Consider the following 6129-nt stretch of genomic DNA (forward strand, 5'->3'; position numbering starts at 1 on the left):
CTTGGGAACCGTTTGCTGGCTGCCATCGAAAACATTTTTGTTGGTCAACTGTCCATTCAAATGTGAGTACTTTCCGGTAAGGACGACCGCACGGGAAGGTGCGCAAATTGAATTGGTGACCAGACAGTGATTAAACATCATTCCTTCCTTTGCAATTCGATCGAGATGAGGAGTCGGAGCAATCTTGGCTAAGGGCCCACCGTAGGCAGAGATGGCATTTAATGCATGATCATCGGTAAAGATGAAGAGGATGTTGGGTTGTTCTTTATTGGTGGCATTTAATGTGCCACTACAAAATAAGAGTGATATCGTGAGTGAAAGGAATGATTTCATAAAAGACTAATGTTCCCTAGATATAATTTATTACTGAAGGAATAAAATTAGGTTTCCTCCATCTGTGGATAAGTGTAAAAACCCGTATGCATAAAAAAACTTTCATATTTATTTGGGGATTAATCTTTTCGGTAATGGGGCAGTTATGTTCGAAAAACAAAAAACCGAACATATTGATTTTGTACGCCGATGATCTTGGCTATGGCGATCTAAAAATTCTGAATCCAAAATCAAAAATTCCCACACCTCACTTGGAAAAATTGGCTAAGGAGGGAATGATTTTTACAGATGGTCATTCTTCTTCGGGGATCTGTACGCCCAGTCGCTATGCTCTACTAACCGGGAGACATCATTGGCGCAAGTTCCATGGAATCGTTAATGCTTTTGGGAATTCCGCTTTCGATTCAGACAGGCTTACCATGCCGGAGATGTTGAAGGAGTGTGGGTATGCGACCGCCGCGATCGGAAAATGGCACCTCGGATGGAACTGGGATGCTATTAAAAAGCCCGGAGCTAAACCAATTAAGCAAGGAAAGAAGTCTGGATACGGACCCGATGCCTTCGACTGGTCCAAGTCGATACCCAATGGTCCGCTTGATCATGGCTTTGATTATTACTTTGGTGATACGGTTATCAATTTTCCACCCTACTGTTGGATTGAGAACGACAAGGTAGTCGATATTCCGGACACGATGATGGATACATCCAAATGGAAAAAGATCAAGGAGGGGGGCTGGGAATGTCGCCCGGGACCGATGTTTTCTGGGTGGGACCCGTATGAAAATATTCCCACGACCACAGGAAAGGCGGTGGAGTACGTAAAGAATCAGGCAAGCAACGATAAGCCTTTCTTTCTTTATTTTGCTTTTCCGTCACCACACGCCCCGATTATTCCCAACGATGAATTCGATGGTAAGTCAGGTGCCGGACCGTACGGGGATTTTGTGTATGAAACCGATGATGCCTGTGGCCGTATTCTCAAGGCACTCGAGCAGAGCGGACAGGCGGATAATACGATGGTTATCTTCACCGCTGACAATGGCCCTGAGGGGTATGCTTACAAACGCGATGAAACTTTTGACCATTGGTCGGCCGAACCTTTTCGCGGATTGAAAAGGGATATCTATGAAGGAGGTCATCATGTTCCTTATATAATTAAGTGGCCAGGGGTGACCAAGGCGGGAAGTACCTGTGATAAGCTGGTTTCCCAAATTGATTTCATGGGCACAATTGCCTCTTCACTCGGGTATAAACTACCGGATGGTGCCGCGGAAGATTCCCATGATCTGTTACCTTTGCTGAAGGGAAAAAAAGCTAACCCGCGAACGGTACATGTTCACAATACCCGTGAAAGTTCATGGGCTGTTCGGGTTGGGGAATGGAATTTGATCGTAGGTAAAACAGGATACCACTCCAGAGTTCACAAGAGCTGGGAGCAGAAACGGAATTATCCTGCAGATGATGGGGACGCGGTCGAACTTTACCACTATGCAAAGGACATCAGTCAGAGAAATAACCTGGCGAAGAAATTCCCCGAAAAGGTGGCCGAGTTACAGAAAGAACTTAAGAATGCGAGAGAGCGTGGCTTTACTGCCCCCCGGTTGGTCGGTTCTCAATAGCCTAATTCCTGTAAGTCGACTCGCTCATTTATCGCTTGGCGTAAGACCAACCGTGCCCCGTTCCGATGCGATCGTCGGACTTTGCGAGTTTTGGAATCTTACCCAAAGGAGCAAGGGTCTTTCTCCACGCCGCGTGTTTGGCTGAAAGGCGTTCGACAATATCAGTGTGGTTCTTAGCGATGTTCTTTTCTTCCTTGGGGTCGACCTCGAGATCAAACAATTGCCACGGATCTTTGTCGTACTTTTTGTAGAGCCTCCATTTCTTCCAACGCACTGCAATCATATGTCTTCTTTCAGCGTCTCCGGGTTCGTTGTTGAGCCAAAAAAGATACTCGTGGGGCTCTTCCTTATTCTTTTCTGTTATAAAGGGGATTAAATTCACTCCGTCGCAATGCTTTGGAATGGGCAAGCCGGCTACCGAGGCAATGGTGGAATAGAAATCGAAATTGGCGATTTGCTTGTGGTAGTCCTTTCCCTGAGGAATGATACCTGGCATTGAAAAAATCGTCGGTACGCGCACCCAGCCTTCCTGCTGGGTTCCATTTCCTTTGCCTCCTCGATAAGGGGCAGAGGATCCTTCCTCACCGACATTGGCTCCGTTGTCGCTTGAGAAGATGACAAGTGTGTTCTTGCGAAGGCCATGTTTGCTCAAAGCTTTGGTGAGCTTGCCCACCTGGTCGTCAACCGAGACGATCGCTCCCGCCAATTTGCTCCGCTTGCCTTTGGCAGTTGTGCGTTTGGTCAAGCTTGGAGGAGCCTCGTCGTTTTTGGAATGGACGGCTTCGGGGGACCAGTAGAGAAAGAAAGGTTCGGCCTTGTGGCGCTCGATGAAGGTGACGATATTGTCCCCGTCATAATCGGTCAGCCACTGGGTCTTTCCTTCTTTATTGGTGCAAAAATATTTGGATCCTTTTTTCTTGGGTGGTTTCTGGGCGACCTCGTCGAAACCGACTTGGAGCGGTCCTTGCACTTTCGAGCCGACATCCCATTTGCCGATCTGTCCGGTGACATAACCATTCTTGCCCATAAATTTTGCAAGGGTGGGGCGGTCTTCGGGGATGGGCAGACCGCGGGACATTCCATACTTGCCAAACCTTTGTCCGTACTGGCCCATCATTAAGGCACACCTGCTTGGGCAGCAGGGCGGGTTGGTAATATAAGAAGCGGTGAAGCGTACTCCTTCTTTAGCCAAGCGGTCGATGTGTGGGGTGGGTATATCTTCACAGTCATAACAACCGATGTCTCCGTACCCTAAGTCGTCGATATAGATGAGCACGACATTGGGCTTCTCCGCAGATGTTAGTTTATGTCCTATTGAAATGAAAAGAAGGGCAGCACATAACAGCCCATAAGAATAAATGGGAATTCTCATAATTTGAATTTTCTAAAACCTAGTAGCGGAATAAAGGAATTAGAACTTCCGGTATCTGCCTTTAAGATGCGGGTTCGCTTCGGGGAGGTTGGTCACCTTCATTTTCTTGGCATTCCAGTTGAGGCGCTTACCTGGGAACTGGCAGGCTACAACACCGAGGCAGAGCGATTCCGCCAACGGTCCGGAATAATCAAACCCGGCTAAGGTCTTATCCTTTCCCTCAATGGCATCGAGGAATTGAGTGTAGTGGTCGACACCGACTATATCCGTCTTGGGGATATTTTTGGTTACACTATCTGGATAAAAGGTTGGCATTGAACAGTGCGGCAGAACCATACGTCCATTTTCACCTACGAACACGGCACCCTGCTTGGGAAGTTCATCCCCGTTTGGCAACATTAAGTCTGGGTTGTTTTTGTGTCTGGGGGCATCGGCTCCGTCCCACCAAGTAAAGGTGAAATTATCGGTGGTGTATTTGGTTGGGTTAAAGCCGTAACGAACCATGTTCTTTTCCGCATGCCCAAAGCCATTTGGTTCGCGGCAATCGGCCTCCACCCATTTTGGATCCTTGAGATCCAATGCCTTGAAGGGAGTGTCAAAAATATGGATGCCCATATCACCGAGGGTACCGCATCCAAAATCGAGAAGCTTACGCCACTGACCGGGATGATAAACCTTACTTACATAATCATGCATCGGAGCCGTGCCCAACCATAGATTCCAGTCAAGGGTACCAGGTACTTCAGACTTTTCCTTAAAGGGTTCCCCATCATATCCCCAGGTTTTGAATGACCAGACATAGACCTTAGTGACTTTTCCAATCAGACCTTCCTGGATGTAATGACGGGCTAATCGATAAGCTTCTCTGGACTGGTTTTGGATCCCCATCTGCGTGGTCAGTCCTTTTTTGGCAGCAAATTCAGCCAATTGCCGGGCCTCTTTAAGTTTGTGGGTTAGAGGTTTTTGCAAATAAATATGTTTTCCTCTTTCCATTGCATCCATGGTGGCCGGGTAGTGGGTATGATCGGGCGTAGAAATAGAAACCGCATCGATCTTGTCGTCCAGTTTGGCAAGCATTTCGCGATAGTCCTGAAAGGCGGTGGCACTTTTAAACTGTTTGGACCAGGTGTCCATTTTGCCGTGAGCGTAATCGACATCACAAAGTCCGATCACTTCCACATTACTATGCTTGGCAAGATACATGGTATCAATGCGGCCCTTTCCGCCTGTCCCGATATGGGCGGTACAGATCTTACTGTTGGGTGACTTGGCCCGTAAACCGGAGGGAAGAATAAAAAAGCTGCCAACTGCAGCTGAGGATTTAATGAAGTCTCTGCGTGTGTTATTTTTCATGATGAGTAAAAATTTAAGGATCTTTTGTAATTATGAGTATCAATCTGTTTATGTTACAAACACATAATTTATTACGAATAAAATTTATTTTGCTAAGATGTTTTTTATTTCCTGCTTAGCTTTCGAGAAGTCAAAAACACCGTCTTTCATCGAATAATGCATCCGCTTGGTAGTGATGGCTCCGTTAATATGTACACTGACAAGCCGGATCTGATGGTTTCCATCGCGAAGGTCGCCCACTTCTAAAAAGAATTCATTATTCGGGTTGAGGACGGAAGTCCAACTCGTTGCATCGTAGTTGTTGTTTACCATGTAACCCCGTTGTCCTTTGTTTTCTCCATCATTATAAGCAATCATGGCAACGGCAGGTATGGTTGAGTCGATCGTTCCATTTATCTGGATGGCACCATTCTTTGTAGATAAGCTGAGTTTCTTGTACCTTAGAGATGGAGGCTTTTTAGCTTGGTTAGTGGATCCTCTAAATAAGGGGTGGACGAGGAGACGTAGAGCACTGGAATGGGTAAGGAAAGATCCTTTCCCCTGGAGCCATTCTTTTCGGTAAGTGTAATTACCGGCACCCATCAGTGCTGTTCCACGAGTAGATTCCTTCTTGGTGCCCAAGTTATGTGGTAAAGATAAGCCGTGCCCGAGTTCATGAATAGTGCCTCCGATATACACTGTATTAAATCGGTTTAGGGTAAACGGTTCGAAACCTCGGTGTTCCTTGACCTGCAGGATTATCTTTTTGGGGTCAGGCTTGAGCCCTTCAATGGAGAGCCATTCCATGTCAGCGGTGAAACAGATTCCCTTATTATGATTCGCCCCCATGCCGTAGTAAGGGGAATAAATAGTAACTTTTTTACCATCGGTTTTAGAGAGACCGCAAACAATGAGAAGGGTTTCTTCTTCAGAATTAATTCCCTTCGCTCGTAGAGCTTTAAATACTTCTCCCTTAATTTTGCCTCCAGATTTGTAAGTATAATTAGCATCTTTATGAATACCCTGAACTTCGTGCAATTTAAGAATGCCATTTTCTTTTTCTAGGGAGATTGTAACTTGGTTGTACCCAAGTCGATTCATTTCAGTACGAAAGAAATTTTGAATATCTGTCATAATCCCATTCCACCTTTTGCGATGATCTTTGATAGGTTTTCGATCGGCGGGGTAAAAATAAACCACTCGTAATTTTTTATCTTCTAGATTTTTATTTGAGTGTGATTGGAGAATTTGTGAAATATATTTGGACTGTTGGGATTGAGATTTGAAATCATTCCAATTTTCGAAAGTAGGATTTTTAGTTTTTGGGTTGGTACCAAATGCAGACAGTCCCATCGTTATGTAAAGTATGCAAAGTGTAGGAATGATAATTGTCCTCATTCATAAATAAGAAACTGTATTAAATATTTGATCGACCTTTTTTTATGGATTTTTGCTTATTTTAAATTTGTGGTA

At 45.4% G+C, this 6129-nt stretch carries 5 protein-coding genes; 1 reads left to right on the forward strand and 4 read right to left on the reverse strand.

Annotated elements, in window-relative coordinates; translation table 11 throughout:
- A partial coding sequence (locus ACKPQ5_RS10750) for a sulfatase-like hydrolase/transferase (protein WP_407679110.1) occupies positions 1–333 on the reverse strand: 333 nt, incomplete at its 3' end.
- Positions 334–419: 86 nt separating this feature from the next.
- On the opposite strand from ACKPQ5_RS10750, the gene ACKPQ5_RS10755 reads away from it, so the two are divergent.
- Entirely contained in the window at positions 420–1952 is a 1533-nt protein-coding gene (locus ACKPQ5_RS10755; protein ID WP_407679111.1) for a sulfatase family protein, read from the forward strand.
- Between the two features lie 28 nt (positions 1953–1980).
- Here the strand turns inward: ACKPQ5_RS10755 and ACKPQ5_RS10760 are convergent, their stop codons facing one another.
- From ACKPQ5_RS10760 to ACKPQ5_RS10770, 3 genes are all read right to left on the reverse strand, one after another.
- Entirely contained in the window at positions 1981–3324 is a 1344-nt protein-coding gene (locus tag ACKPQ5_RS10760; RefSeq protein WP_407679112.1) for a sulfatase family protein, read from the reverse strand.
- A 39-nt stretch (positions 3325–3363) separates the two neighbouring features.
- Positions 3364–4677 (reverse strand): Gfo/Idh/MocA family protein, encoded by a 1314-nt coding sequence (locus ACKPQ5_RS10765; RefSeq protein WP_407679113.1) that lies wholly within the window; start codon positions 4675–4677, stop codon positions 3364–3366.
- Between the two features lie 84 nt (positions 4678–4761).
- Complete coding sequence (locus ACKPQ5_RS10770; protein WP_407679114.1) at positions 4762–6054, reverse strand: hypothetical protein; 1293 nt, start codon at positions 6052–6054, stop codon at positions 4762–4764.
- Positions 6055–6129 lie beyond the last annotated feature (75 nt).

It is taken from the genome of Candidatus Seribacter sulfatis (genome assembly GCF_964187635.1).
GTDB classification, from domain to species: domain Bacteria; phylum Verrucomicrobiota; class Verrucomicrobiia; order Opitutales; family Seribacteraceae; genus Seribacter; species Seribacter sulfatis.

Excerpts from the sequence above, each read along its gene's own strand:
- ACKPQ5_RS10755 (WP_407679111.1), top strand. The coding sequence starts at position 420 with ATGCATAAAAAAACTTTCATATTTATTTGGGGATTAATCTTTTCGGTA.
- ACKPQ5_RS10760 (WP_407679112.1), bottom strand. The coding sequence starts at position 3,324 with ATGAGAATTCCCATTTATTCTTATGGGCTGTTATGTGCTGCCCTTCTT.
- ACKPQ5_RS10765 (WP_407679113.1), bottom strand. The coding sequence starts at position 4,677 with ATGAAAAATAACACACGCAGAGACTTCATTAAATCCTCAGCTGCAGTT.
- ACKPQ5_RS10770 (WP_407679114.1), bottom strand. The coding sequence starts at position 6,054 with ATGAGGACAATTATCATTCCTACACTTTGCATACTTTACATAACGATG.